The organism is Microbacterium thalassium, from assembly GCF_014208045.1.
GTDB lineage: Bacteria > Actinomycetota > Actinomycetes > Actinomycetales > Microbacteriaceae > Microbacterium > Microbacterium thalassium.
The window spans coordinates 3,118,883-3,145,635 of the sequence record NZ_JACHML010000001.1 but is presented as its reverse complement, the minus strand read 5'-3'; the positions used below and the strand labels follow the sequence as shown (position 1 = coordinate 3,145,635).

23 protein-coding genes are annotated in these 26,753 nt (G+C 71.8%); 14 read left to right on the top strand and 9 right to left on the bottom strand.

From position 1 onward, the window contains the following. Position 1 precedes the first annotated feature (1 nt). Complete coding sequence (locus HD594_RS14630) at positions 2 to 3,934, top strand: Pls/PosA family non-ribosomal peptide synthetase (protein WP_184751642.1); 3,933 nt, start codon at positions 2 to 4, stop codon at positions 3,932 to 3,934. Beyond that, the gene (locus HD594_RS14625) at positions 3,931 to 5,220 is read left to right on the top strand and encodes a M1 family metallopeptidase (RefSeq protein ID WP_184751641.1); all 1,290 of its coding nucleotides are present in this window, start codon (positions 3,931 to 3,933) and stop codon (positions 5,218 to 5,220) included. The genes HD594_RS14630 and HD594_RS14625 overlap by 4 nt, the downstream gene beginning before the upstream one ends. Before the next feature lie 24 nt (positions 5,221 to 5,244). Here HD594_RS14625 and HD594_RS14620 read toward each other — a convergent pair whose 3' ends face one another. The 4 genes from HD594_RS14620 to HD594_RS14605 all read right to left on the bottom strand — a co-directional run bounded on the left by HD594_RS14620 (position 5,245) and on the right by HD594_RS14605 (position 9,637). Beyond that, positions 5,245 to 5,766, bottom strand: coding sequence for a 4'-phosphopantetheinyl transferase family protein (locus HD594_RS14620; protein WP_184751640.1), 522 nt, complete (start codon positions 5,764 to 5,766; stop codon positions 5,245 to 5,247). A gap of 10 nt (positions 5,767 to 5,776) precedes the next feature. Continuing rightward, entirely contained in the window at positions 5,777 to 6,715 is a 939-nt protein-coding gene (locus HD594_RS14615) for an NUDIX hydrolase (RefSeq protein ID WP_184751639.1), read from the bottom strand. Then, entirely contained in the window at positions 6,712 to 8,877 is a 2,166-nt protein-coding gene (locus HD594_RS14610; protein WP_184751638.1) for an RNA degradosome polyphosphate kinase, read from the bottom strand. Before HD594_RS14610 ends, HD594_RS14615 begins: the two co-directional genes overlap by 4 nt. A gap of 61 nt (positions 8,878 to 8,938) precedes the next feature. Continuing rightward, on the bottom strand, positions 8,939 to 9,637 hold the full coding sequence (locus HD594_RS14605) for a response regulator transcription factor (protein ID WP_184751637.1): 699 nt from the start codon (positions 9,635 to 9,637) through the stop codon (positions 8,939 to 8,941). A 171-nt stretch (positions 9,638 to 9,808) separates the two neighbouring features. On the opposite strand from HD594_RS14605, the gene HD594_RS14600 reads away from it, so the two are divergent. The 4 genes from HD594_RS14600 (at position 9,809) to HD594_RS14585 (ending at position 13,073) form a co-directional block, all read left to right on the top strand. Further along, positions 9,809 to 10,099: a hypothetical protein gene (locus tag HD594_RS14600; RefSeq protein ID WP_184751636.1), complete on the top strand. Its 291-nt coding sequence runs from the start codon at positions 9,809 to 9,811 to the stop codon at positions 10,097 to 10,099. 133 nt (positions 10,100 to 10,232) lie between these two features. After that, the gene (locus HD594_RS14595) at positions 10,233 to 10,838 is read left to right on the top strand and encodes a nitrobindin family protein (RefSeq protein ID WP_184751635.1); all 606 of its coding nucleotides are present in this window, start codon (positions 10,233 to 10,235) and stop codon (positions 10,836 to 10,838) included. A 5-nt stretch (positions 10,839 to 10,843) separates the two neighbouring features. Continuing rightward, positions 10,844 to 11,947, top strand: coding sequence for a CAF17-like 4Fe-4S cluster assembly/insertion protein YgfZ (gene ygfZ / locus HD594_RS14590; protein ID WP_184751634.1), 1,104 nt, complete (start codon positions 10,844 to 10,846; stop codon positions 11,945 to 11,947). Between the two features lie 19 nt (positions 11,948 to 11,966). Then, positions 11,967 to 13,073: an FUSC family protein gene (locus HD594_RS14585; protein WP_184751633.1), complete on the top strand. Its 1,107-nt coding sequence runs from the start codon at positions 11,967 to 11,969 to the stop codon at positions 13,071 to 13,073. Position 13,074: 1 nt separating this feature from the next. Here HD594_RS14585 and HD594_RS14580 read toward each other — a convergent pair whose 3' ends face one another. Next, complete coding sequence (locus tag HD594_RS14580) at positions 13,075 to 13,911, bottom strand: class I SAM-dependent methyltransferase (protein ID WP_184751632.1); 837 nt, start codon at positions 13,909 to 13,911, stop codon at positions 13,075 to 13,077. An 83-nt stretch (positions 13,912 to 13,994) separates the two neighbouring features. Between HD594_RS14580 and HD594_RS14575 the strand changes: the two genes are divergently transcribed. Next, positions 13,995 to 14,744, top strand: coding sequence for a phosphoglyceromutase (locus tag HD594_RS14575; protein WP_184751631.1), 750 nt, complete (start codon positions 13,995 to 13,997; stop codon positions 14,742 to 14,744). A 75-nt stretch (positions 14,745 to 14,819) separates the two neighbouring features. Here the strand turns inward: HD594_RS14575 and phoU are convergent, their stop codons facing one another. Then, on the bottom strand, positions 14,820 to 15,506 hold the full coding sequence (gene phoU, locus HD594_RS14570; RefSeq protein ID WP_184751630.1) for a phosphate signaling complex protein PhoU: 687 nt from the start codon (positions 15,504 to 15,506) through the stop codon (positions 14,820 to 14,822). A 166-nt stretch (positions 15,507 to 15,672) separates the two neighbouring features. Here phoU and HD594_RS14565 point away from each other — a divergent pair, with 166 nt between their 5' ends. Beyond that, on the top strand, positions 15,673 to 16,860 hold the full coding sequence (locus HD594_RS14565) for a sensor histidine kinase (RefSeq protein WP_184751629.1): 1,188 nt from the start codon (positions 15,673 to 15,675) through the stop codon (positions 16,858 to 16,860). 25 nt (positions 16,861 to 16,885) lie between these two features. After that, on the top strand, positions 16,886 to 17,572 hold the full coding sequence (locus tag HD594_RS14560) for a response regulator (RefSeq protein WP_184751628.1): 687 nt from the start codon (positions 16,886 to 16,888) through the stop codon (positions 17,570 to 17,572). A gap of 76 nt (positions 17,573 to 17,648) precedes the next feature. On the opposite strand, the gene HD594_RS14555 is transcribed toward HD594_RS14560, so the two are convergent. After that, positions 17,649 to 18,146 carry a DNA modification methylase gene (locus tag HD594_RS14555; RefSeq protein WP_221446633.1) on the bottom strand — a complete coding sequence of 166 codons (498 nt, stop codon included), beginning with the start codon at positions 18,144 to 18,146 and terminating at the stop codon, positions 17,649 to 17,651. A 121-nt stretch (positions 18,147 to 18,267) separates the two neighbouring features. Here HD594_RS14555 and HD594_RS14550 point away from each other — a divergent pair, with 121 nt between their 5' ends. Then, entirely contained in the window at positions 18,268 to 18,750 is a 483-nt protein-coding gene (locus HD594_RS14550; protein WP_184751627.1) for a CarD family transcriptional regulator, read from the top strand. Positions 18,751 to 18,772: 22 nt separating this feature from the next. Then, the gene (gene ispD, locus HD594_RS14545; RefSeq protein WP_184751626.1) at positions 18,773 to 19,981 is read left to right on the top strand and encodes a 2-C-methyl-D-erythritol 4-phosphate cytidylyltransferase; all 1,209 of its coding nucleotides are present in this window, start codon (positions 18,773 to 18,775) and stop codon (positions 19,979 to 19,981) included. Positions 19,982 to 20,015: 34 nt separating this feature from the next. On the opposite strand, the gene HD594_RS14540 is transcribed toward ispD, so the two are convergent. Further along, complete coding sequence (locus HD594_RS14540) at positions 20,016 to 20,477, bottom strand: GNAT family N-acetyltransferase (RefSeq protein ID WP_373877178.1); 462 nt, start codon at positions 20,475 to 20,477, stop codon at positions 20,016 to 20,018. 44 nt (positions 20,478 to 20,521) lie between these two features. After that, positions 20,522 to 21,448, bottom strand: coding sequence for a DMT family transporter (locus tag HD594_RS17875; RefSeq protein ID WP_184751624.1), 927 nt, complete (start codon positions 21,446 to 21,448; stop codon positions 20,522 to 20,524). A 63-nt stretch (positions 21,449 to 21,511) separates the two neighbouring features. Between HD594_RS17875 and cysS the strand changes: the two genes are divergently transcribed. From cysS to HD594_RS14520, 3 genes are all read left to right on the top strand, one after another. Beyond that, positions 21,512 to 22,918 carry a cysteine--tRNA ligase gene (gene cysS / locus HD594_RS14530; RefSeq protein ID WP_184751623.1) on the top strand — a complete coding sequence of 469 codons (1,407 nt, stop codon included), beginning with the start codon at positions 21,512 to 21,514 and terminating at the stop codon, positions 22,916 to 22,918. Next, a complete protein-coding gene (rlmB, locus tag HD594_RS14525) occupies positions 22,911 to 23,909 on the top strand; it encodes a 23S rRNA (guanosine(2251)-2'-O)-methyltransferase RlmB (protein WP_184751622.1) in 999 nt (332 codons plus the stop codon). The genes cysS and rlmB overlap by 8 nt, the downstream gene beginning before the upstream one ends. 103 nt (positions 23,910 to 24,012) lie before the next feature. Next, a complete protein-coding gene (locus HD594_RS14520) occupies positions 24,013 to 26,526 on the top strand; it encodes a glycogen/starch/alpha-glucan phosphorylase (protein ID WP_184751621.1) in 2,514 nt (837 codons plus the stop codon). Positions 26,527 to 26,753 lie beyond the last annotated feature (227 nt).

Sequence of the window (26,753 nt, the reverse complement as noted above, 5' to 3'; positions counted from 1 at the left end):
CGTGCCCGAGACGACCGCACCGCAGGCCGTCCTGGATCGCGCGGCCCTCGCGTCCGAGCCGCGCACCCTCGTCGACATCCTGTGGGCGACGGCCGCGCGCCATCCCGAGGCATCCGCCCTCGACGACGGCTCGGGGGCGCTGAGCTATGCCGAACTCCTCGCGCGGGTCAGCCGCACCGCGCAGCGCCTCGCGGCCTCGGGAGTCGCGCGCGGCGATCGCGTCGGCATCCGCATCCCCTCGGGCTCGAAGGACCTCTACATCGCGATCCTCGGCGTCCTCGCCGCCGGCGCCGCCTACGTGCCGGTCGACGCCGACGATCCCGACGAGCGGGCGCGCCTGGTGTTCGGCGAGGCCGACGTGTGCGGGATCATCGGCGAGGGAGGCGTGTACACGCCGGCTGTCGCGTCCGACGACGCGGGGCTGTTCGCCGGGGACGCTCCCCACCCCGCGACCCAGCCGATCACGCTCACGCTGCCCCCGGCGACCGACGACGACGCGTGGATCATCTTCACGTCCGGATCGACCGGGGTTCCCAAGGGCGTCGCGGTCAGTCACCGCAGCGCAGCGGCGTTCGTCGACGCCGAGGCGGCGCTGTTCCTGCAGGGCGAGCCGCTCGGGCCTGCGGACCGGGTGCTCGCCGGCCTCAGCGTCGCCTTCGACGCGTCATGCGAGGAGATGTGGCTGGCGTGGCGTCACGGCGCGTGCCTCGTGCCCGCGCCGCGCTCGCTGGTCCGGTCGGGCGAGGACCTCGCGCCGTGGCTCATCCGTCAGGGGATCACGGTGGTCTCCACCGTCCCGACCCTCGCCGCGATGTGGCCGGAGGAGGCCATCGAGAACGTCCGCCTGCTGATCTTCGGGGGCGAGGCCTGCCCGCCCGAGCTCGCCGCGCGCCTGGCCGCCGACGGGCGCGAGGTGTGGAACACGTACGGCCCCACAGAAGCCACCGTCGTCGCGTGCGCCGCGCCACTGGGGGTCAAGGGGCCCGTGCGCATCGGCCTGCCGCTGGACGGCTGGGTGCTCGCCGTCGTCGACGAACACGGGCTGCACGTGCCCGACGGCGGGGTCGGCGAGCTGATCATCGGCGGCGTGGGACTCGCCCGCTACCTCGACCCCGACAAGGATGCCGAGAAGTACGCGCCGATGCCCACGCTCGGCTGGGAGCGCGCGTACCGCTCCGGCGACCTCGTGCGCTACGAACCCGACGGGCTGATCTTCCAGGGGCGCGCCGACGACCAGGTGAAGGTCGGCGGGCGCCGCATCGAGCTGGGCGAGGTCGAGAACGCCCTGCAGGACCTGCCGGGCGTGACCGCCGCAGCCGCCGCCGTGCGGACCACCGACGCGGGCGTGCCGATCCTCGTCGGCTATCTCGTCACCGGCGGCGACGAGGCGTTCGACCGCGCGTTCGCCCGGACGCTGCTGGCCGACACGCTTCCGGCGGCGATCGTGCCGCTGCTCGCGGTCGTCGACGAGCTGCCGGTGCGCACTTCCGGCAAGGTCGATCGCGCGGCCCTGCCGTGGCCGCTGGCCGACGTCCAGGCCGTCAACGCCGCGTTCTCGCCGGCCGAGGCGTGGATCGCCGAGCAGTGGCAGGCGGTGCTCGGCATCGCCCCGGCCGACCGCAAGGCGGACTTCTTCGACCTCGGCGGCGGGTCGCTGTCGGCCGCGCAGCTCGTGTCGCGGCTGCGTGCGCGCGTGCCGGAGTTCTCGGTCGCCGACGTCTACGACATGTCGCGCCTGGGGAGCATGGCCAAGGCCCTCGGCGACGTGGGCGAGGACGCGCCCGACACCTTCCGCCGGCCCGAGCCGACGCCGCGCCGCACGCAGTGGATCCAGACCCTCCTGAGCGTGCCGCTGTTCATCCTCTCGGGCGTGCGGTGGCTGCTGTACCTGCTCACCGCGTCGACCCTGCTGCAGCTCTCGCCCGGCTTCGACGGGCTGCCGCACGTGCCGTGGTGGGTGCTCGTGCTCGGTCTCGTGCTGTTCGCCACGCCCTTCGGGCGCATGTCGATCGCCGCCGTGAGCGCGCGCATCCTGCTGGCGGGCCTGCGCCCAGGCGACTATCCGCGCGGCGGCGCCGTGCACCTGAGGCTGTGGCTCGCGGAGCAGATCGCCGACCAGATCGACGCCGTCGGGCTCGCCGGCGCCCCGTGGGTGACCTACTACGCCCGCGCTCTCGGGGCCAAGATCGGCCGCGACGTCGACATGCACACGCTCCCCCCGGTGACCGGCATGCTCGACGTCGGCGACGGCGCGGCGATCGAACCCGAGGTCGACCTCACGGGCACGTGGATCGACGGCGACGTGGTGCGCATCGGGGAGGTGCGCATCGGCGCCGATGCGACCGTGGGCGCCCGCAGCACGCTCGCCCCCGGCACGCGCATCGGCCGCCGCGCCGAGATCGCGCCCGGCTCGGCGGTGTTCGGCCGCGTGAAGGCCGACCAGGCCTGGGCGGGGTCGCCCGCCGTCCGCGTCGGCGAGCTCACCGAGGACTGGCCCGACCACCGCGCGCCGATCAAGCGGCGCTGGCTGTGGGCGTACGCGGCGTCCTCGGCCTTGGTGGGGCTGCTGCCGATCGCATCGTTCGCGGTCGGCGCGCTGGTCATCGCACAGGGGATCCAGGGCGCGCCCGACCTCGCCGCCGCCTTCGGCCGCGCGTTCGCGTGGTTGGTCCCGGCGGTGCTCGTCGCAGGCGTCGTGTTCGCGGCATCCGTCGTCCTGCTCGTGCGCGTCATGTCGCTGGGCCTGACCGAGGGGACCCACCCGGTCCGCAGCCGCATCGGGTGGCAGGCGTGGACCATCGAGCGACTGCTGGACTCGGCGCGCACGATCCTCTTCCCCCTGTACTCGAGCCTGTTCACGCCGGTCTGGCTGCGGATGCTGGGAGCGAAGGTCGGCCGCGACGTCGAGGCGTCCACGGTGCTGCTGATCCCGTCGCTGACGACCATTCAGGACGGCGCCTTCCTCGCCGACGACACCATGGTCGCCTCGTACGAGCTGCGCCGCGGCTGGCTCAAGCTCGGGCGCGTCCGCATCGGCAAGCGTGCGTTCCTCGGCAACTCCGGCATGGCCGCGCCCGGGCACCGCGTGCCCAAGGACGGCCTGGTCGCGGTGCTCTCCGCGGCCCCCAGCAAGGCCAAGGCGGGATCGTCCTGGCTCGGGTCGCCCGCGGTGCGCCTGCGGCGCGTCACGGCATCGGGCGACTCGGCGCGCACCTACGACCCGCCGATCGGCCTCAAGCTCGCGCGTGCCGGGTGGGAGCTGCTGCGCTTCATCCCCGTCGTCGTCAGCTGCGCCATCGGACTGCTCGTCGTCTTCGCCCTCGCCGCGCTGTGGGAGAGCATCGGCCCGGTGTGGACGCTGCTGCTGTCGGGCGTCGTGATGCTCGCCGCGGGCGCCGTCGCGGCGCTGGTCACCACGGCCGCCAAGTGGACGTTCATCGGCGCGATCCGCGCCGGCGAGCATCCGCTGTGGTCGAGCTTCGTGTGGCGCACCGAGGTCTCGGACACCTTCACCGAGATGGTCGCCGCGCCCTGGTTCGCCCGGTCGGCCGCCGGGACCCCGGCCCTCGCGATGTGGCTGCGCACGCTCGGCACCCGGGTCGGGCGGGGTGTCTGGTGCGACAGCTACTGGCTTCCGGAGCCGGATCTGGTCACCCTCGGCGACGGCTCGACGGTCAACCGCGGCTGCGTTGTGCAGACGCACCTCTTCCATGATCGAATCATGAGTATGGACACCGTCGAACTCGAAGCCGGGGCGACCCTCGGCCCCCACAGTGTGGTCCTGCCGGGCGCCACGATCGGCGCGCACGCGACCGTCGGCCCCGCATCGCTGGTCATGCGCGGCGAAGGCGTCCCGGTCGGCTCGCGCTGGAGCGGCAACCCCATCGGCCCGTGGCGCGCGGTCAAGGTCCGCGCCTACCAGTCGACATCGTGACGGGGTACGACGGCTACACGCCCGAGAGCGGGGATGCGAGCTTCGACGTCGAGTCGTACGACCTCGACATCTCCTATCGTGTGCGCACGAACCGCCTCGACGGCCACGCGATCATCAACGCCGAGCTCACCGAGCCGGCGCGATCGGTGACCCTGGACCTCGTCGGGCTGCGCGTGTCGAAGCTGAGCGTGGACGGCATGGCGCGCAGCTACTCGCAGGACGGGCGCAAGGTGCGCGTCACCCTCCCGAAGCCGATGGAGGCGGGGGAGAGGTTCTCGATCGACATCACCTACGGCGGAGCGCCCCGCCCGCGCCGCTCGCGCTGGGGCCTCATCGGCTGGGAGGAGCTCACCGACGGCGCCATCGTCGCGGCGCAGCCCACCGGCGCGCCGACCTGGTTCCCCTGCAACGACCGGCCCGACGACCGCGCCCTCTACACGATGTCGATCGCCGTCGAACCCGAGTACAGCGTCGCCGCCACCGGCCGGTTCGTCTCGCGCGATCGGACCGGCGGCCTGCGCGCGTGGCGCTTCGCGTCGAGCGTGCCCACCGCGACGTACCTCGCCGCAGTCCACATCGGCCGCTACGTCACGACACCCATCGGCGCGGTCGGCGACATCCCGGTCGTCGTCAACCATCCGTCGAACCTGCGCGCGGCGATCAAGCGCACGTTCGCGCCCGTCGAGCGCATGCTCGAGGTCTTCGGCAGCGCCTTCGGACCGTACCCGCAGGAGCACTGCACGATCGTCGTCACGCCCGACGAGCTCGAGATCCCGCTCGAGGCACAGGGCCTGGTCGTCTTCGGCGCGAATCACCTCAATCCCGCGCACGAACGGCTCGTCGCCCACGAGCTGGCCCACCAGTGGTTCGGCAACAGCGTCGGCGTCGCGCGCTGGCGCGACATCTGGCTCAACGAGGGCTTCGCGTGCTACGCCGAGTGGGTGTGGGCCGAGGCGGCCGGCGGGCCCACGGCGGGCGAGAGTGCCGCGAACCACTACGAGCGGATCGCGGCGCTGCCGCAGGACCTCGTGATCTCGGATCCCGGCCCGGATCTCATGTTCGACGACCGCGTCTACAAGCGCGGCGCCCTGACGCTGCACGCGCTGCGCGTGCAGCTGGGCGACGCCTCGTTCTTCGACCTGCTGCGGCAATGGTGCCGCCTGCGGCACCACCACACGGCGACGGATGCGGAGTTCCGCGAGCTCGCGACCGGCATCGGCGGGCCGGCCGTCGCGAAGATCCTCCACGCGTGGCTCGACCGGGCGAAACTGCCGCCGCTGCCGTGAGGCGCCGCGCATCCGCGGCGCGGGTCACGCGTCGCGGTAGGCGGCGCTGACGACGTGCCCGCGAGGGCCCGCGAGGTCCTCGATCAGGTACGTGCTGCCCTGCGGGCCGATGCGGGCGGTGAGCCGGCCGTCCGGTGCGCGGCGGACGTCGACGGCGGCGGGATCCAGCGACAGCCCGCGCCCGTCGGCCTTGAGCACCGCCTCGGCGCGCACCCAGTCGCGCGCGGTGGCCGGTGCCCCTCCGGCGAGGTCGACGCCCGCCAGGTCCCGTTCCTCGGGCTCGGCGTCCAGGCCGAGGGCGGCGACTCCGGGCCGTGCGACGGCAGCGAAGGCGAGCGATCCGCTGTAGCTCACCGACGCGCGCCGGTCGTCCCCGACCAGCACGACGGGGCCGTGCGGTCCGCCGCACCGGGGGCACGGGTTCGCGATCCCGACGTGTGCGCCCGCGAGCTCCCGCAGAAGCCGCCACGCGACGTCGCGACGCGGTGCGCCCGGCGGAACCGGCGCCCACGCGAGCGCGATCGCCGGGACGAGGTCCATCCTCACACCCCGATCGTCACACCTTCGGGGCGTGCGTCTCGATCGCGACGATGCCCGACCCGGGGCTGTCGACCGACAGGTGCACGACCGAGAACCCCGCCGGCTCCAGGCTCGACGCGCTGCCGAGGTACGAGCCCTTGAGCGTCCCGGTCGCCAGCGCCAGTTCGCTCAGGATGTCGGGGAGCACGGGCCCGTGGCTGCACAGCACGGCGGGCTTGCGCGCCCGCACGCGCTCGCCGATGATCGTGCGCGCGTCCGAGGCGCCCTCCTCCCAGGCGTCCTGGCTGATGAGCGCCGTCTTGTCGATCTTGCGTCCGAGCGTCGCCGCGAGAGGCTTGACCGTCTTGACGCAGCGCTCCGCGGGCGAGGAGACCACCTTGCGCACGCCGAACGCCAGCAGCGGGCCGACGATGGCGTTCGCCTGCTTGCGTCCGCGGGGGGCCAGCGGCCGAAGCGCGTCGGCCTTGTCCCATTCCTCGCGGTCGAGCGCCTTGGCATGGCGCAGCACGACGAGCGGGAACGTGCCGAGGATGCCCTGGTCCACGAGCGCCATGAAGGTGCGGACGATCTCGATGTCGACCGGGTAGCTGAGCTTCTTGAGCGCCTTCTTCGGCGTCATCCACTCCACCGCGGCGATCTCCTTGTTCGGGACGAACTCCGAGGTGCGGATCGCCGCTTCGGTGGCCTCGGCGGCCCAGTAGTGGACGATCTTGGTGCGCTTGCTGGGGAGCAGGTAGCGCGAGACGCCCACGGGTACGCCGAGCGAGACGCGGATGCCGGTCTCTTCGCGGATCTCGCGCACGGCGGTCTCGGCGAGCATCTCCCCGGGGTCGACCTTGCCCTTGGGCAGGGTCATGTCGCGGTACTTGGTGCGGTGGACCAGCAGGATGCGCAGCTTGTCCTCGACGACGCGCCACACGACGCCGCCCGCGGCGTAGACGGCGGTCTCGCTCATCGCACCGCCCGCGAACGGCGGCGGCGCTGGACCTGCGCCATCGTGCGGTCCTGGATGTCCTTGAGCGGCGCGCCCTCGGCATCCAGGGCGTGCCGATCCCAGACGCCGTCGGGCCCGAGATGCCACGAGCTGGTCTCGGGGCTCATGGCGGCGTCGAACAGCGTCAGCAGCTCGCGCTTGTGCGCGGGGTCGGCGATGCTCACGAGCGCCTCGACGCGGCGGTCGAGGTTGCGGTGCATCATGTCGGCGCTGCCGATGTAGATCTGCGGATCGCCGCCGTTCTCGAACGCGAAGATGCGCGAGTGCTCCAGGTAGCGGCCCAGGATGCTGCGCACCGTGATGTTCTCGCTCATGCCCTCGACGCCCGGCTTGAGGGAGCAGATCCCGCGCACCCACACCTCGACGGGAACACCGGCGAGACTCGCGCGGTACAGCGCGTCGATGATCTGCTCGTCGACCATCGAGTTGACCTTGATGCGGATGCCGGCGGGCTTGCCGGCCGCCGCGTTGCGCCGCTCGCCGTCGATGAGCTTGAGCAGCCCCTTGCGCAGGTGCAGGGGGGCGACCAGGAGGCGCTTGAACTTCTTCTCGATCGCGTAGCCGCTGAGCTCGTTGAACAGGCGTGTGAGGTCGCGCCCGACCTGCGGATCGGCGGTGAACAGGCCGAAGTCCTCGTAGATGCGGCTCGTCTTGGGGTTGTAGTTGCCGGTGCCGACGTGGCTGTAGCTGCGCAGCACGCCCTCTTCCTCGCGGATGATGTTCACGAGCTTGCAGTGCGTCTTCAGCCCCACGAGCCCGTAGACCACGTGCACGCCCGCCTTCTCGAGCTTGCGCGCCCACACGATGTTGTTCGCCTCGTCGAATCGCGCCTTGACCTCGACCAGCGCCAGCACCTGCTTGCCCGCCTCGGCCGCGTCGATGAGGGCCTGGATGATCGGGCTGTCGCCCGACGTGCGGTACAGCGTCTGCTTGATCGCGAGCACGTGGGGGTCCTTGGCAGCCTGCTCGAGGAACGCCTGCACGCTCGTCGTGAACGACTCGTACGGGTGGTGGACGAGGACGTCGGCCTTGCGGATCGCCGCGAAGATGTCGGAGCGCTCGGTGGTGTCGCCCGGCTGGAACGCCAGGGCGGACGTGGGCACGTGCGGCTTGTACCGCAGGTCGGGGCGGTCGATGCGCGACAGGTCGAACAGTCCCCGCAGATCGAGCAGCCCGGGCAGGCGGTAGACCTCCTGCGCGGTGATGTCCAGCTCGCTGATCAGCAGGTCGAGGGTCAGGTCGTCCATGTCCTCGGCGACCTCGAGCCGGATCGGCGGGCCGAAGCGCCGACGCATGAGCTCGGCCTCGAGCGCCTGGATGAGGTTCTCGGTCTCGTCCTCCTCGATGACCATGTCCTCGTTGCGCGTGAGGCGGAACGCGTGGTGGTCGAGGATCTCCATGCCGGGGAACAGGTCGCTGAGGTTGTTGGAGATGAGGTCCTCGAGCGGGAGGTAGCGCACGCCGGATTCGCCGCGCGACACCTCGACGAACCGCGGCACCATCGACGGCACCTTCAGGCGCGCGAACTCCTGACGGCCGGTGCGTGCGTTGCGGATGCGGATCGCGAGGTTCAGCGACAGCCCCGAGATGTAGGGGAAGGGGTGCGCGGGATCGACCGCGAGCGGCATCAGGACGGGGAAGATGTGCGAGTGGAAGTGGTCGTACAGTCGAGACCGCTCGTCCTCGGTGAGGTCCGGCCACCGGACGACCTCGATGCCCGCATCCGTCAGAGACGGCTTCACGAGGCTCCGCCAGGCCTCGGCGTGGCGCAGCTGCAGCTCGTGCGCGAGGGTCGAGATGTCGGCCAGCACGTCGGCCGGCGCCCGGCCCACGTTGGTGGGGACGGCGAGGCCCGTGACGATGCGGCGCTTGAGGCCGGCGACGCGCACCATGAAGAACTCGTCGAGGTTGCTGGCGAAGATCGCCAGGAAGTTCGCCCGCTCGAGGACCGGCAGCGTCGGATCCTCCGCGAGCTCGAGCACCCGCTGGTTGAAGGCGAGCCAGCTCAGCTCGCGGTCGAGATACCGCTGATCCGGGAGCTGGTCGTCGTACGTCTCCTCGAGTTCGAAGTCGTCGTCATCATCGTCCCCGAGACCGGTGTCGAGCACCTCGTGTTCGATCATTCCCTCATCATTGCAGGATGGCGTGACGAGAGTGTGAACGGATGCCGCGCGGGACGGCGAGTCAGGTGCCCGAACGCTCGCGCGGCGCGGGCAGCTGATCGTCCTCGTACACGTTGAAGCGGTAGCCGACGTTGCGCACGGTGCCGATGAGCTGCTCGAGATCGCCGAGCTTGGCGCGCAGGCGCCGCACGTGGACGTCGACGGTGCGGGTGCCGCCGAAGTAGTCGTAGCCCCACACCTCGCTCAGCAGCTGCTCGCGCGTGAACACCCGGGACGGGTGCGTCGCGAAGAAGTGCAGGAGCTGGAACTCCTTGTACGTCAGGTCCAGGGGCTTGCCGTGCACCTTGGCCGAGTAGGAGGACTCGTCGATCGTGATGCCCGAGGTCTGGATGCGGCTGGAGACGTGCTCCTTCGACAGGCGCCCGATCGCGAGCCGGATGCGGGCGTCGACCTCGGCCGGGCCCGCGCTCATCAGGATCACGTCGTCGACGCCCCAGTCCGTCGACACCGCGGTCAGGCCGCCCTCGGTGACCACGAGGATCAGGGGGGCATCGAGCCCCGTCGTGTTGAGGATCTTGCACAGCGACTTCGCGCCGACCAGATCCGCGCGGGCGTCGACGAAGATGACGTCGGCGCTCGGGGCGTTGACGAGCTGGGCGGGTTCGGCCGGGATCTGGCGCACCCGATGGCTGAGCAGTTCGAGCGCGGGCAGGACGGCGGAGCCTCCGTGCGTGGAGCTCAGAACCAGAAGCTGTGCCAAGACGTCATCCTCCCGGCGTGGGGTGCACGCCGTGGAGACCAGTGTAGGGGGTCGAGGGGAGCGCTCTCCGTCACCCGCACTGAATCGTGTCATCGAGCGAGCCCGCGCGGCCCGGCGCGCGGGACGGGCGTGCGTGGTGCGCCTTCGTCGACGGTGAGGGAGAATGGGGGCATGTCCGCACCCGATCTCGCGCCCCGCCGACTCGTCGGGGGCATCATCGCGGTGTGGGTCTCGGCGGCCGTCATCGCCGTCGCGATCGGCCTCGCCGTACCCGCCCCGGACCGCACGATGTGGCTCGCCGTCGGCCTCGGCGTCTGCCTCATCCTGTCGTTCGGCCTGCAGCTGGCGACCGGCCGGTCCCACGGCTTCACCCAGCGCGTGGCGGCCGGCATCCTCGGCGCCATGGTCACGATGGGCTTCGTCAGCCTCGGGTTCGCTCTCGCGGCCGTCGTTCCCGGATAAGGTGGGGTCATGAACCTCGTCGCGCTCGAACTCTTCTTCGTGGGCCTGCTGGGCCTGGCGTCCCTCGCGATCGTCTTCACCTCGGGCGTCGTGGTCTGGAACCTGTTCCGCGGCCAGCGCTGACGGGAGCGCCGTGATCGAACTCCCCACCGATCTGCCCGCCGACCTCGTGCCGCTGTCGTGGCTCATCGGCGTGTGGGAAGGCAGCGGCGTCATCGACTACGACGCCGCCGACACGCACTTCTCGGGCGAATTCACCCACCGGGTGAGCTTCAGCCATGACGGCGGCGACTACCTGAACTACGCCGCGAACGCATGGCTCGACGCCACCGCCGATGAGCCCGCGCGGCCGCTCGTGGCCGAGACCGGGTTCTGGCGGCTGGCGCGGCCCGCGACCGACGCGGACGCCGGTCCCGGACTGCTCCCGGCCGTCGCCGGCGGATCCGCGCGCACGGTCGACGATGTCGAGGCGCTGCGCAACGACGAGGGCGGGTTCGACATCGAGGCGCCCATCGTGCACTCCGACGGCGTCAGCGAGCTGTATCTGGGCCAGGTTCGCGGCCCCCGCATCGACATGGCGACCGACGCCGTCGTCCGCACCGCCGGCGCCAAGCACTACGCGGCCGCGACGCGCATGTACGGACTGGTCGACGGCCACCTGCTGTGGGCGTGGGACATCGCCGCGCTCGGCGGCGAGCTGGCCTCCCACGCCTCCGCGCGTCTCGCGCGCGTGGAGTGACGGCCATGTACACCGAGGTCCCCGGCGCCGTCGTCGACGACGACGGCGCGCTCGTCCACCTGGGCAACCCCGTCGCCGAGCAGCGCGCGCTCGCCGCGGGCACCGCTCTGACGCCCCTCGACGACCGCCGCGTGATCGCGGTCACGGGCGAGGACCGCCTGACGTGGCTGGATTCGCTGACGTCGCAGGCGCTGGCATCGCTGGCCCCCGGGGAGAGCACCGAGACGCTCGTGCTCGACCCCCACGGACACATCGAGCACGCCGCATCCGTCCTCGACGACGGCGAGACGACGTGGCTGATCGCCGACCGGGCGGATGCCGACGGGCTGCTGCTGTGGCTCACCCGCATGCGGTTCCGCCTGCGCGTCGCCCCGCGCGACGCGTCCGCCGAGGTCGCGGTCGTCGGCGGCGCGCCCGCCGCGCTCGCGGGCATCGGGGTCGCGGCTCCCGCGGGCGTTCCGCTCGTCTGGCACGACCCGTGGCCGGGCGTGACCGTCGGCGGTCACGCGTACGCCGCGGACGACGCGCACCCCGGCGCCGAGCGGGATTGGGCCGAGGCGATCGTGCCGCGGGCCGAGCTCGCGCGCATCGTCGAGTGCGCGGCGGCGGGCGAGTTGGCCCTGGCCGGGCGCGACGCCGCCGAGGCGCTGCGCGTCGCCGCATGGCGGCCGCGCCGTGCCGGCGACGTCGACGAGCGGGCCCTGCCGCACGAGCTCGACTGGCTGCGCACCGCCGTCCACCTCGACAAGGGCTGCTACCGCGGCCAGGAGACCGTCGCCAAGGTGCACAACCTGGGCCACCCGCCGCGCCGGCTGGTCGCCCTGCAGCTGGACGGCAGCGGGACCGTGCTCCCCGAGCCCGGCGCTCCCGTGCGCGCGGGGGACACCGAGGTCGGCGCGATCACCTCGGTCGCGCGACACTTCGAGCAAGGCCCCATCGCCCTCGCGATCGTGCGGCGGACCACGCCGGTCGACGCCGCGCTGACCGTCGACACCGACGACGGGCCCGTCGCCGCCGCGCAGGAGGTCATCGTTCCGCCCGACGCCGGGGCGACCGCGGGCGTGCCGCGCATCCCGCGGCTGTCGCGCCGCGCCGCGTCGTCGGCCTGAACCGGCAGGCATCCGCGTCGTGAGCGCCGAACCGCCTCCCGTCACCGCCGCGGTGCCGACGACGTGGCGCACACGGCTCGATCCGCGCCCCGCGTTGAGCCGCCTGCGCGGATCCGGGATCGCGATCGTCCAGATCGTCGTCGCGGCCACCGCCGCCTTCTCGTTCGCGCACTACGTGCTCGGCCACGAGGTTCCGCTGCTGGCGGCGACCGTCACCGTCTCGAGCCTCGGGCTGGTGCGAGACGCGCGGCCGCGGCGCGTGCTCGAGACGGTCGTGGGCATGGTGGTCGGCATCGCCGTGGCCGAGCTGCTGTTCACCCTCACGGGAACGGGCTGGTGGCAGCTCGCCCTCGCCCTCGGTGCGACGCTCGTGATCGCGCGGCTGCTGTCGTCGCAGCCGGGTTTCGCGATGGCGGCGGCGATCCAGTCGCTCATCGTCATGATCATCCCGGCGAGCTCGCCGTTCTCGCGCCTCATCGACGGCGCGATCGGCGGCGTGGCGGCGCTGCTGGTCACCGCGCTCATCCCGCGCGACGCCGTCCGCTCCGCCCGCCGCGACGGCGCCGCGGTCTTCGCCGCGTTCGAGGCCGCCGGCGGCGCGCTCGTCCAGGCGCTGCGCCGCGGCGACCGCCTGCGCGGCGAGCGGGGGCTGACGAAGGCCCGCGGGCTCCAGCCGCTGCTGGACCGCTGGCGGGAGTCCCTCGACACGGGCCTCGGCATCGCGCGCATCTCGCCGTTCCTGCGCCGGCAGCGGGCGGAGCTCGAACGCCAGGAGCGCGTGCACCAGTCGATGGACCTGGCCTCGCGCAATCTGCGCGTGATCGCGCGGCGCGCCGCCTACCTCGTCGACGACGGGGTGCCCCGCCCTGTCGCGGCCGACCTCATCGCCGAGATGCTGCGGGCGGCGACGCTCATCGCGCACTCGCTCGACGACATCGCGGACGCCCCGGCCGCCCGCGCATCGCTGATCGCGCTCGCCGGCCGCCTCGACCCGGCGAAGATCCTCCCGGAGGCCTCGCTCGGGGACCAGAACCTCATCGCGGCGCTGCGCCCGTTCGTCGTCGACCTGCTCACGGCGACCGGGATGCCCCACGCCGAGGCGCGCGCCGTCGTGCCCCGCATCTGAGTCACGCCGACGGATCGCCCGGCGCCACCGCCTCCCACGGCAGGGTCACCTCGCCCAGCGCCCACCGGGCGCGCTCGCGCAGCGGCCACCCGGCCGACGCGAGTGCCGCGAGGGCCGTGCGCCACCGATGCACGGGGCCGAACGGCGACACGGCCGCCGCGCGCTCCCACTCGGCGTCGAGGGCGCCGAGGAACGCGTGGACGCGCTCGCCCGGCACGTTGCGGTGGATGAGCGCCTTGGGGAGCCGCTCGGCGGCGACGGACGGATGCTCGAGAGCCGCGAGCCGCAGGGACACGGTGAACGACTGGGGTGTTCCGCCGGCATCCACCGCCACCCACGTCACGATGCGCCCGAGCTCGTCGCACGTGCCCTCGACCAGCAGTCCGCCGTCGGCGAGGCGCCCTGCCATCTGCGCCCACGCGGCCGCCACGTCCGCCTCGTCGTACTGGCGCAGCACGTTCATCGCGCGGATGACCGCCGGGCGCCGGCCGGCGGGCACGGGCACTTCGAAGCCGCCGCGCGCGAACGACACCCGGGCGTCCGGCGCGAACGACGTGCGGCCGGCGCGGACCTCTGCCAGCTGCGCGCGGGCGCGCTCGACCCGCTCGGGCGCGATCTCGAGGCCGAGGACCTCCACGTCGGGGCGCGTGCGAGACAGGCGCGCGTGCAGTTCGAGCGCGGTCACGCCGCTGGCGCCGTAGCCGAGGTCCACCACGAGGGGATCGCCGGCGTTCCGCAGCGCCGGATGCCGCGCGATCCAGCGGTCCACGCGCCGCAGCCGGTTCGTGCCGGTCGTGCCGCGGGTGACCTGTCCGACGGGGGAGCGGCCTGCGGGCATGCCTCCATGATGCCAGCGGCGCCCGCCGGGCTCGTCGCGCGCAGGGGCCTGAGCGGCACCGCATCCGTCGATATCATGGGCGCATGACCGCGCCATACACGCTGATCCTCCTCCGTCACGGCCAGAGCGAGTGGAACAAGTCCAACCAGTTCACCGGGTGGGTCGATGTCCGCCTCACCGAGCAGGGCGAAGCCGAGGCCCGTCGCGGCGGCGAGCTGATGGCGGAGTCGGGCATCCTCCCCGACGTCCTGCACACCTCGGTGCTCAGCCGCGCCATCCAGACCGCGAACCTCGCCCTCGACACCGCCGACCGGCTGTGGATCCCGGTCAAGCGCTCGTGGCGCCTCAACGAGCGTCACTACGGTGCGCTTCAGGGCAAGGACAAGGCCCAGACCCTCGCCGAGTTCGGCAACGAGCAGTTCATGCTGTGGCGCCGCTCGTTCGACGTGCCGCCGCCGCCGCTTCCCGCCGACGACGAGTACAGCCAGGTGGGCGACCCGCGCTACGTCGGCATCGACGGCGAGGTGCCGCACACCGAGTCGCTCAAGCTCGTGATCGACCGCATGCTGCCCTACTGGGAGAGCGACATCATCCCCGACCTGCGCTCCGGCAAGACCGTGCTCGTGACGGCGCACGGCAACTCGCTGCGCGGTCTCGTCAAGCACCTCGACGGCATCAGCGACGACGACATCTCGGAGCTGAACATCCCCACCGGCATTCCGCTGGTCTACAAGCTCGGCGAGGACATGATGCCCCTCGGGCCCGGCGAGTACCTCGACCCCGAGGCCGCCGCCGCGGGCGCCGCAGCGGTCGCCGCGCAGGGCAAGAAGTAGGGACGCCGTCCCACAAGCGAAAGGAGCGGATGCCGTGAGGCATCCGCTCCTTTCGTCTGTGCGCGCTGCGCCCGATCAGTGATTGGGGTAGTGCGGCTCCACGATGGGCTCTTCGGTGTGGGTGTCCCAGTCGCCGGTCGCGAGGTAGTGGACCTTCTTGGCGATCGAGACGGCGTGGTCCGCGAAGCGCTCGAAGAAGCGGCTCGCGAGCGTGGCGTCCACGGTCTCGGTCGCCTCGCCGGTCCAGGTGTCGCCGAGGACCTTCTCGAAGACGCTCACGTGCAGCTCGTCGATCTCGTCATCGGCGTTGCGGATCTCCTCGGCCAGCTCCAGATCCTGCGTCTGCAGCAGCTCGGTGAGCTTGTTCGCCAGCTGCACGTCGAGCTCGCCCATGCGGGTGAAGGTGGACTTCAGGCCCGTGGGGATCGCGCGCGCCGGGAAGCGCAGGCGCGTGAACTGGGCGATGTGCTCGGCGATGTCGCCCATGCGCTCGAGCGACGCGCTCATCCGCAGCGCCGCCACGACGATGCGCAGGTCGCCGGCGACGGGCTGCTGCATCGCGAGCAGCTGGATCGCCATCTCGTCGAGCGCCACCGTCTTCTCGTCGATGATGGCGTCCTCGCTGATGACCTCCTCGGCCAGCGCGACGTCGCCCGTGGCGAACGACGTCGTGGCCTTGTCGATCGCGATGGCGACCAGCTCGGCGATCTCGACGAGGCGCGCCTGAACGTCCTCGAGAGACTGGTGGAAGACTTCGCGCATGCCGGAGACCTTTCGATGTGGTGCGGGGGAGACGGCAGGGTCCTCCGTGATTGTGGTCATGGAAGGTTAACGGCTGGTGCCCTGATGGTGAATTGTACCGAGGTGCACCGTCGGGGAGAGACGCGGGGGTCCGGATGCGGGCCGCGCGTCCGTTTACAGTGAGTGCATGGATTCGACGCAGCTGGCGCTGCTCGCGCTCCTGGCCGGTGCCATCATCGGGGGCGCGATCACGGTGCTCGTCGTCGTCGCACTCGACGCTCGCGATCGCGCGCACGCCGTCACGTCCCTCTCGGTTCCCGACGGTGTGCGCGAAGTCGTCCACGCCATGGACGATGCGGCCGTCGTCGTCGACAACTCGTATCACGTGCTCGCCGCGTCGGGCGCGGCCGTGCCCTTCGGGTTCACCGAAGGGACGACGCTGCCGGGAGAGCCGCTGCGTGAGGTCGTGCGCCACGCGCGCGCGGCCGACTCCTCCCGCGAGACGCTGCGCCTGCAGCGCGTCACCGCTCCGGCCGAAGCCCGCCTGGTGGTCGTGCGCGCCACGCGCATCTCGCCGCGGCTCATCCTCGTCGTCATGCGCGACATCACCGAGCGCGAGCGGGTCGAGCAGATGCGCCGCGACTTCGTGGCCAACACCAGCCACGAGCTGAAGACGCCCGTGGGAGCTGTGAGCCTGCTCGCCGAGGCGATCGAATCGGCCGCCGACGATCCGGAGCAGGTGCGCATCTTCGCGAGCCGGCTCACCGCCGAGGCCTCCCGCCTGGCTGCGCTGACCGCCCGCATCATGAACCTGTCGCGGCTGCAGTCCGACGACCTCTCGCCGGACGCGGACGTCTCGATCGACGAGGTGCTCACCGCCGCCCTCGAGGCGCACGCGCTTCAGGCGGCGTCGGCGGGGGTCACGGTGGTGCGGGGCGGCAAGCGCGGGCTGTACGTGCGCGGCGACGCCCAGATCCTCACGGACGCCATCGGCAACCTCATCTCGAACGCCATCGCCTACTCGCCCGCGGGCGCCGACGTGGGCGTCGGCGTCCGGCTCGTGGACGGCGTCGTCGAGGTCGTCGTGACCGACCGCGGCATCGGCATCGCCCCGGCCGACCAGGAACGCATCTTCGAGCGCTTCTACCGGGCCGACCAGGCGCGTTCGAGGCGCACCGGCGGCACGGGACTGGGACTGTCGATCGTGAAGCACGCCGTGAGCCGTCACGGCGGCGAAGTGCGCCTGTGGTCGCGCCCCGGACGCGGTTCGACGTTCACGGTGCGTCTGCCCGCGACCGAGGGGCCCGCGGATCTTCCGCGCGACAAGCGTGACAAGAAGAAGAAAAAGAAGAAGAAGGACAAGCGCGCCGCGTAGCGGCGTGCCGGAACGGAGAACCCGCATGACCACCCGCGTCCTGATCGTCGAGGACGAGCCCGACCTCGCCGACCCGCTCGCGTACCTGCTGCGCCGCGAGGGCTACGAGGTCGAGATCGCCGAGGACGGCCAGGCCGCCCTCACCGCGTTCCGCGAGCGCGGCGCCGACATCATCCTGCTGGACCTCATGCTGCCGGGGATGCCGGGCACAGAGGTGTGCCGCATCGTGCGGACGACGTCGACGGTGCCGATCATCATGCTCACGGCCAAAGACTCCGAGGTCGACATCGTCGTGGGGCTCGAGCTCGGCGCCGACGACTACGTCACGAAGCCGTACTCGTCGCGCGAGCTGCTGGCGCGCATGCGGGCCGTGCTGCGCCGGCACACGCCGTCCGAGTCCGACCTCGAGGAGCGCGTGCTCGACGGCGGACGCGTCGTGCTCGACATCGATCGGCACACGGTCGCGGTCGGGGGCACCGAGATCAACATGCCGCTGAAGGAATTCGAGCTGCTCGAGGTGCTCATGCGCAATGCCGGCCGCGTGCTCACGCGCGGTCAGCTCATCGACCGTGTGTGGGGGAGCGACTACTACGGCGACACCAAGACCCTCGACGTTCACATCAAGCGCATCCGCTCGCGCATCGAGGAGCACCCCGGCGACCCGGTGATGCTCGTCACCGTGCGCGGGCTCGGCTACCGGTTCGAGGCCTGAGCGTCCCACGCCGGCGAAGCGACGAAGGAGGCCCCGCCGACGGCGGGGCCTCCTTCGCGTGCGCTGTGCGTGGGTCTCAGGGGACGAACGGCTCCAGGTACGGCAGCTCGCCGTCGAGCACCGGGACGTCCATGAGCGTGCCCTCTTCGCCGCCGGAGGCGAAGTAGACGGGGAGGTCGGCGCCCGGCATGGTGTCCAGGCCCTCGATGAGGATCGGCTCCTCGTCGTCCACGCCGAGGCTGACGACGCCGCCGGCCGGGACGGTGACGGTCGCGGAGACGGCGGCCGAGCCCTCGCCGAACTCGAGGCTCAGGCGCTCGGTGCTGTCGCCGGTGTTGACGATGGCGGCGAGGAAGTTGCCGGCCGAGCCGTCCTCGTTGGCGACGATGAGCGCATTGCGGACCTCGAGCGCCCCGGCGTTGACCGCGACGCCGTCGGAGGCGTTGTACTCGATCGTGGTCGCCTGCGGCGAGATCATGCTGCACCCGGTGGTGCCCAGGATGACGAGGGCGCCGACGGCAATCGACGCGAACAGACGCGAATTCACAGATCCTCCCAGGACGGATGACGGCATCCTCAGCATTCTAGAGGGAACCCCGCCCGCGCACGTGCCCACGCGTGTCCGGGCCTGCGGCGGAGAACCTTAGCGTATGTCCCCTGTGGTACCCTGGAGGTTGCCGAAAGGACATAACTCCATGCTTTTTGAGGTTGGCGAAACGGTGGTCTACCCCCACCACGGGGCGGCGACGATCATCGAAGTCAAGGACCGCATCATCAAGGGCGAGACGAAGAAGTACCTGAAGCTCAACGTCACGCAAGGCGACCTCGTGATCGAGGTCCCCGCCGAGAACGTCGATCTGGTCGGCGTCCGCGACGTGATCGGCAAGGAAGGCCTCGACCGGGTCTTCGAGGTGCTGCGCGCTCCCTTCACCGAGGAGCCCACCAACTGGTCTCGGCGCTACAAGGCGAACCTCGAGAAGCTCGCCTCGGGCGACGTGATCAAGGTCAGCGAGGTCGTCCGCGATCTGTGGCGGCGCGACCAGGACCGCGGTCTTTCCGCCGGCGAGAAGCGCATGCTCGCGAAGGCGAAGCAGATCCTCGTGTCCGAGCTCGCGCTCGCCGAGAAGACCGACGAGGACAAGGCCAGCGTGCTGCTGGACGAGGTGCTCGCCAGCTGACGTCAGCCGGTAGATTCGGGGGGTGAGCAGCATCACCCCCGTACCGCGTGTCGCGGTCGTCGTCGTGGCGGCCGGGTCGGGAACGCGACTGGCCGCCGGCGGTCCGAAGGCGTTCGTCGGCATCGACGACGCGACCATCCTGCGCCACGCCCTCCGGGGCGTGTTCGCCGCGCCGCGGGCGCAGGTGATCGTCGTCGCTCCCGCGGGGCGAGAGGGCGACGCGCGGACCGAGGCGCTCGAGGCCGCCGGCGACCGCCGCGATCTCGTGTCGGTCGTCACCGGCGGTGCGTCGCGTCAGGACTCCGTCGCCGCGGGCCTCGCGGCCCTGTGGGGCGACGTCGAGGTCGTGCTCGTCCACGACGCGGCGCGGGCGCTGACTCCGTCCGACGTCTTCGCGCGCGTCATCGACGCGGTCCAGGCCGGCGCCGCCGGCGTGCTCCCGGTGCTCCCGGTGGTCGACACGATCAAGCGGGTGTCGGGCTCGACCGTGCTCGCCGCCGTCGACCGGTCCGAACTCGCCGCCGCGCAGACTCCGCAGGGCTTCCGCCGGGATGTGCTCCTGACGGCATATGAGGCCGCCTCGCAGGAGTTCACCGACGACGCGGCGCTCGTCGCCGACGCCGGGCATCCCGTGCGCACGGTCGCCGGCGACCCGCGGGCGTTCAAGATCACGACGTCGGCCGACCTCGATCGCGCCCGGGCGCTCGTCGCGGGCGACCCCGTCGCGCCGGTGACCGCGGCGCTCGATCCGGCGCCGCCCGCTCCGCGCGTGGGCGTCGGGACGGACGTGCACGCGTTCGGAGGGGACGGCTCGCTGTGGCTCGCGGGCCTGGAGTGGCCCGGCGAGCAGGCGCTGTCCGGGCACTCGGACGGCGACGCCGTCGCCCACGCCATCGTCGACGCTCTGCTCGCGGCGGCGGGTCTCGGCGACATCGGCACGCACTTCGGCACCGACCAGCCGCAGTACGCGGGGGCGCATGCGGACGCCTTCCTCGCCCGCACGGTCGCGCTGTTGGGGGAGGCCGGCTTCCGCGTCGGGAACGTCTCGGTGCAGGTGCAGGCCAACCGTCCCCGGTTCGCGTCGCGGCGCGCCGAAGCCGAGCGCGCGCTGTCCGCCGCGCTCGGGGGCGCGCCGGTGTCGGTCTCGGCGACGACGACCGACGGGCTGGGCTTCACCGGTCGCAGCGAGGGCGTCGCGGCCTTCGCGGTCGCCATCGTGGTGCCGGCCTGACGGCCGCCGATCCCATGCCCGGTCACGGGCCGGCTCAGAGCAAGCGCATCATGAAGACCGAGAAGGGGTCGTTCACGTAGTCGCCGAACGGTCCGCACTCGGTGAAGCCCTCGTCGGCGTACAGGCGGCGGGCCGCCAGGAAGGCCGGAGGGGTGCCCGTCTCGAGCCAGAGCGTCGACAGACCGCGGGCCCGCGCCGCGCCCATGACATGGTGCAGCAGCGCGCGCCCGACGCCGCGTCCGCGGTGCGCGTCGGCGACCCTCATCGACTTCAGCTCGCCGCGCGCGGCGCCCAGGTCCTTGAGCGCGGCGATGCCGGCGAGGTCGTCGCCGTCCCACGCCGACCAGAACGTGACGGCCGGCTCCCGCAGGGCGTCGACGTCGAGGGCATGGCAGCTCTCCTCGGGCGAGGTGGCCCGCATGTCGGCCAGATGGTGCGCGATCAGCGATCGCGTCGCCTCGCCGCTCAGGTCGTCGACTCGAATGCGCACGGCCACCTCCTCGAGGCGATCATCGCACGCCCCGCCCGACCCGCGTCCCGTCACCCCTCGACGGCGAACGGCGCCGGGTCCCGCGGCGTGCGCGACCCCCATGCGAGCAGCGCCAGGCCCGCGGCGAGCACCGCCAGGCCCGCGACGGCGAGCGGGGCCAGACGCTCCCCGAGCACGACGATGCCGAGGACGCCCGCCGTGAGCGGCTCGAACAGCGTCAGGGTCGCCGCCGTGGCGGCGGTCAGCCCCGACAGCCCCCACGTGAACAGCACGTAGGCGACGGCGATCGTCGCGAGTCCGAGCCACAGCGCCATCGCCCATCCGCGGGGGGAGCCCAGCCACGACGTGTCGACGAACGGCAGGGCGATGACGGCGACGGCGGCCGAGCTCGCGCCCATCGCGCCCACGACCGTGAACGGATCCCACCCGTCGTCCAGAAGCCGCCGCTGCACGTTGGCGAACACCGCGAACGACGCGCCGGCGCCGACCGAGCCGACCAGGCCGAGCGCGTCGACGCCGTCTCCGCCGGCAGTGCCGCCCATCCCCAGCAGGACGACCCCCGAGGTCGCCAGTGCGGTCGCCGCGAGCCACGTCGCCGACGGCATGCGGCGCGTCAGCGTCCATTCGAGGAGCCCCGCCAGCACGGGCGCCGATCCGAGCGCCACGACCGTCCCGACCGCGACGCCGTTGCGCGAGGTGCCGAGGAAGAACAGCGGCTGGTAGGCGGCCAGGCACACACCCGTCAGCGTCATGAGGGCGAGGGGGCGGATGCCGAGGCGCGGCGGTGACGCCGGGGACGGCAAGCGCCGTGCGTGCCGTCGGGCGAGCCAGAACGCCAGGACCGCCAGGCCTGTCCCGCCGATGACCATCCGCATGACGCCGACCGACAGCGGTGTCGTCCCCGCCGGACCCAGCGCCTGCGACGTGCCCGTGGTGCCGAACAGGAGGGCTGCGGCGAGGACGGCGATCACGTGCACGGATCAGTTCTACCCGCTCGCGGCTCCCGGTCGGCGCGCAGGACCCGCCGGTAGGCTGGATAGGTGACTCTCCGGCTCCACGACACCAAGACGCAGTCCCTGCGCGACTTCGTCCCTCTCGACCCCGGAAACGTCACGATCTACGTGTGCGGACCGACCGTCCAGTCGGGCCCGCACATCGGGCACCTGCGCGGCGCGCTGAGCTTCGACATTCTGCGGCGTTGGCTCGAGCACCGCTTCGATCGCGTGACGTTCGTCCGCAACGTCACCGACATCGACGACAAGGTGCTCCACAACGCCACCGACGTCGAGCCGTGGTGGGCGCTGGCCTACCGCATGGAGCTCGCCTTCACCCACGCGTACTCGGCGATCGGGATCCTCCCGCCCACCTACGAGCCGCGGGCGACCGCCTCGATCCCGCAGATGCAGGAGCTCATCGCGCAGCTCATCGAACGGGGCCATGCGTATGCGGCAGCGGGCGACGTCTACTTCGACGTGCGGTCATGGCCCGCCTACGGCGAGCTGACGCGCCAGTCGCTGGACGCGATGGAGCCGGCCGCCGACGCCGACCCGCGCGGCAAGCGCGACCCGCGCGACTTCGCCCTGTGGAAGGGCGGCAAGGCAGACGAGCCGGAGTCCGCGCGGTGGGAGTCGCCGTGGGGTGCGGGCCGGCCCGGCTGGCACATCGAATGCTCGGCGATGTCGCGCCGGTACCTCGGCTCCGCGTTCGACATCCACGGCGGCGGGCTCGACCTGCGCTTCCCGCACCACGAGAACGAGCTCGCGCAGTCGACGGCAGCCGGCCACGGCTTCGCGCAGTACTGGATCCACAACGGGCTCGTGACGGTCGGCGACCAGAAGATGTCGAAGTCGCTGGGCAACTTCATCCTCGCCGACGACCTGCTGGCCGCCCGCGATCCGCTCGTGGTGCGCTACGCCCTCGCCGCGGCGCACTACCGGTCGAGCCTGGACATCACCGAGTCGAGCTTCGACGAGGCCGAGGCGGCGCTCGAGCGCATCCGCACGTTCCTGCAGAAGGCGATCCGGATGCTGCGTGACGCCGACGCCGACCTCGACGTCGCCGCGACGGTGCCCGAGCGGTTCGCCGCGGCGATGGACGACGACCTCGGCGTGCCGCAGGCGCTCGCGGTCGTCCACGAGCGCGTGCGCGACGGGAACACCGCCGTGGCCGCCGCGGACCGGGATGGCGCCCTCAGCGCGTTCGCGGACGTCGCGGTGATGACAGGGCTGCTGGGAATAGACCCCCTCGACCCGCTCTGGGAGCGCGGGGGAGCAGGGCCGGAGGAGGCGGCGCTGGACGCGCTGCTGACGGCGATGATCGGCCAGCGCGCGCAGGCGCGGGCCGCCAAGGACTGGGCCGCGGCCGATCGCATCCGCGATGCGATCGCCGCGGCGGGAATCGCGCTGGAAGACGGCGCAGACGGAACACATTGGAGTCTCGATGGCTAAGCCAGGTCGCCCCGGAGCGGGCAACAGCAAGAAGAAGGGCGCCACCAAGGGCACCGGCGGTCACGGCCGCAAGTCCCTCGAGGGCAAGGGCCCGACGCCCAAGGCCGAGGATCGCGCCTGGCACGTCGCCGGCAAGCGCAAGGCGGCCCAGGAGCGGTACGCGGCGGCGGGAGGCAAGGGCCAGCCGGGCCGGAAGCCGCAGGGGTCGAACCCGAACCGCGGGTCGCGGTCGCGCCAGAGCGACGACACCGAGACGGTCACCGGGCGCAACTCCGTGCTCGAGGCGCTGCGCACGAGGATCCCGGCGACGACGCTCTACATCGCCCAGCGCGTGGAGATGGATGACCGCGTCAAGGAGATGCTCTCGATCGCGACCAACCGCGACATCCCCATCCTCGAGGTCACGCGTCAGGAGCTGGATCGCATGGCCGGCTTCGACGGCGTGCACCAGGGCGTCGCGCTGAAGGTTCCGCCGTACGAGTACGCCCACCCGCAGGACCTCCTCGAGAAGGTCATCGACCGGGGCGCGACGCCGCTCTTCGTGGCGCTGGACGGCGTCACCGACCCGCGCAACCTCGGAGCCATCATCCGCTCGACGGCGGCCTTCGGCGGGCACGCCGTGATCCTGCCGCAGCGTCGCTCGGCGAGCGTGAACTCGGCGGCGTGGAAGACCAGCGCCGGCGCCGCGGCCCGCATCCCCGTCGCGCTCGCGCCGAACCTGACGACAACGCTCAAGGAGTTCAAGAAGCAGGGCGTGTTCGTGCTCGGCCTCGACGGCGGCGGCGACGTATCGCTTCCCGCCCTCGAACTCGCCGACCGCCCGGTGGTCGTGGTCGTCGGCTCCGAGGGCAAGGGGCTCTCGCGACTGGTGACCGAGACGTGCGACCAGATCGTCTCGATCCCGATCTCGGCGGCGACCGAGTCGCTCAACGCCGGCATCGCGGCATCCGTCGCGCTCTACCAGATCTCGACGCTGCGCGGCGCGCGCTGACTCCCTGGGCGCAGGCTGCGCGGCGTGCGGCGGACGTGTAAATTCTGCGCGTCGGGCTCGCGACCGTGCCCCGCGGGCGGCGGGAGCGGAGTAGTTTCATATCGTGTCTGAGAACGCCCCCGCGCACCACATCGCCCACTCGCGCGAAGAGCGCCACCCGCTCGCGAAGGCTCCCGTCACGGCTCCGCCGAACACCGTCGACGGGTTCGTGAAGCAGTTCCTCGACAACCTGAACTTCGGTCAGGGCGTCGCGCTGTCGGCTTCGGGCGTCAACGACCAGTACCTGGCGCTCGCGCGAACGGTGCGCGACTACCTCATGGCGCGATGGCTCGAGACGGTCCGTCGCCAGCTCGTCTCCCAGGCCAAGGGCGTGTGCTATCTGTCGGCCGAGTACCTGCTGGGCCGGCAGCTCGGCAACAGCCTTCTCGCGACCGGGCTCGAGGACGTGGCCGCGGAGGCCCTCGCCGAGTGCGGCATCGACATCGCCGATCTGCGAGCGCAGGAGGTCGAGCCGGGCCTGGGCAACGGCGGGCTCGGACGCCTCGCGGCGTGCTTCATCGACTCGCTCGCGACCATGAGCGTGCCCTCCATCGGGTACGGCATCCGCTACGAGTACGGCATCTTCCGCCAGACGTTCGAGGACGGCCAGCAGGTCGAGAAGCCCGATCGCTGGCTCTCGATGGGTTCGCCGTGGGAATTCCCCCACCCCGAGGCCGCGCAGACGATCTCGTTCGGCGGTCGCACCGAGCAGTACGACGACGACGGGGTGACCCGCACGCGCTGGATCCCGGACTGGGACGTCCTGGCCATCCCGTACAACTACATGGTGCCCGGCTACCTCAACGGCCGCGTCAACACGCTGCGCCTGTGGAGCGCGCAGGCCACGAAGGCGTTCGACCTGCGCATCTTCAACGCGGGCGACTACGCCGAGGCGGTGCGCGCGCAGACGTTCGCCGAGAACATCTCCAAGGTGCTCTACCCCGAGGACTCCACGCCGCAGGGCAAGGAGCTGCGCCTGCAGCAGCAGTACTTCTTCGCCGCGGCGTCGATCGCGGACTTCCTCGACGTGGTCCTCCCGCCCGACTACGACCTCACCAAGCTTCCCGACCGCGCGATCTTCCAGCTGAACGACACGCACCCGGTCATCGCCGTCCCCGAGCTCATGCGGCAGCTCGTCGACGTGCGCGGCCTGGAGTGGGAGCAGGCGTGGGAGATCACGCAGGGGTGCTTCGCGTACACGTGCCACACGCTTCTCCCCGAGGCCCTCGAGGTGTGGTCGGTCGATCTGCTCGGCCGGCTGCTGCCGCGCCACCTCGAGATCATCTACCGCATCAACGAGGAGTTCCTCGCCGCGGTGCGCGAGCGCTACGGCGACGACGAGCTGCGCGTGCGCAACATGTCGATCATCGGCGAGCACCCCGAGCGCTCGGTGCGCATGGCGCACCTGGCGACCGTCGCGTCGGTCAAGGTCAACGGGGTCGCCGAGCTGCACTCGCAGCTGCTGCGCGAGAAGGTGCTGCACGACTTCCACGAGTTCTATCCGGGCAAGTTCACCAACGTCACCAACGGCATCACGCCGCGCCGGTTCCTGCGGCTGGCGAACAAGTCGCTCAGCGAGCTCATCACCGATGCGCTGGGTCCCGGCTGGGTGACGGACCTCGACCGGCTGCGCGAACTCGAGACGTACGCCGAGGACCCGGAGTTCCGCGAGCGCTTCGCCGAGGTCAAGGCGTCGAACAAGCGCCGGCTGAACCGGGTCCTGCTCGAGCGGGACGGCCTCGAGGTCGACGACACCCACATGCTCGACGTCATGGTCAAGCGCCTGCACGAGTACAAGCGGCAGATGCTGAAGCTGCTCCACATCGTCACGCTGTACGACGGGATCGTCTCGGGGCGCGTGCCGATCTCGGAGGTCACGCCGCGCACCTTCATCTTCGGAGCGAAGGCCGCGCCGGGCTACCGCATCGCGAAGGACATCATCCACCTCATCAACAAGGTGGGCAGCGTCGTCAACGCCGATCCGGCGGTCGAGGGGCGCCTGAAGGTGCTCTTCCCGCCGAACTACAACGTCACCCTCGCCGAGCGGATCATCCCCGCGGCCGATCTGTCGGAGCAGATCTCGCTCGCCGGCAAGGAGGCGTCGGGAACCGGCAACATGAAGTTCGCGCTCAACGGCGCGCTCACGATCGGAACCGACGACGGCGCCAACGTCGAGATCCGTCAGCTCGTCGGCGACGATCACTTCTTCCTCTTCGGCATGACCGAGCCCGAGGTCGAGGAGCTGGCGGCGAAGGGGTACGTGCCGAGCGACTTCTATCGTGCCGACCCGAATCTGCGCAGCGCGATCGACCTCATCGCGTCGGGCGCCTTCTCGGGCGGGGACCGGTCGGTGTTCGAGCCGGTGATCTCGAATCTGCTCTACAACGACCGCTTCATGGTCCTGGCCGACTACGCGGCGTACATCGCCGCGCAGGAGCGGGTGGATGCCGCCTACGCCGATGCCGACACGTGGACGCGGTCGGCGATCCTGAACGTGGCGCGGTGCGGATTCTTCTCGTCGGACCGCTCGATGCGCGACTACATCGACCGCATCTGGCACACGCCGCCGTCGTTCTGACGCACGTCATTCGACCGCGTCCGCCGGGCGCGTCGACGTCGTGGAAACGCTCCGGGGCCGAAACTCCACCACCTGGTTGACTTTCGTCCGCGCGGGAGGCACACTGTTCCGGTCCTGCTTTCGCAGCGCGTACCCGAACCGTGTCCGCCGAGGGCCTCCCGGCCCGAGGCGCGCGCGAGCCTGCGCTGCTGACCCCGTGAAAGGCCCCCGGCGACGATGTCGACAGA